Annotated in this window: 1 pseudogene; it reads left to right on the top strand. The window is 77.4% G+C overall.

Annotated elements, in window-relative coordinates:
• Positions 1 to 514, top strand: a pseudogene (locus tag ACXJKB_RS22705) (DNA polymerase III subunit gamma/tau); the annotation flags it as partial.

Raw genomic sequence — 514 nt, forward strand, 5'->3', positions numbered from 1 at the left:
GCCGCCGCCCCCGCCGATGCCGGGGTCCCAGCAGCCCGCGACGCCGCAGGCGCCACCCGTCGTCGCCGAGCCGGCGCCGACACCGGCCGCCGCCGCTGCCGGGCCCGACGCGCCGGTGGCCGAGCAACCAGCTGGTCCCCGCGGCGGCCTCAGCCTGGTCGACGTACGCCGCCTGTGGCCCGACATCCTCGAGCAGACCAAGAACCGCCGTCGCCTGGCCTGGATGGTGCTCTCGCAGCACGCCCACGTGGTCGACGTCGACGGAGTCCGGCTGACCGTCGGCTTCGCCAACGCCGGAGCCCGCGACTCCTTCGTCAACGGTGGCTGCGACGAGATCCTGCGCCAGGCCGCCATCGACGTCGTCGGGATGGACTGGCGCGTCGAGTCGATCGTCGACCCGTCGGGTGCGGCCGCGGAGGCGCCGGTGGTCCGCCAGGCGGCCACCGACTCCGCACCCTCGGCCCCCGCCGCGGCGCCGACCGGACCTCCGGGCGCCCCTGCGCAGGAGGCGCCC

The sequence above is a fragment of the Nocardioides sp. P5_E3 genome (assembly GCF_054049275.1).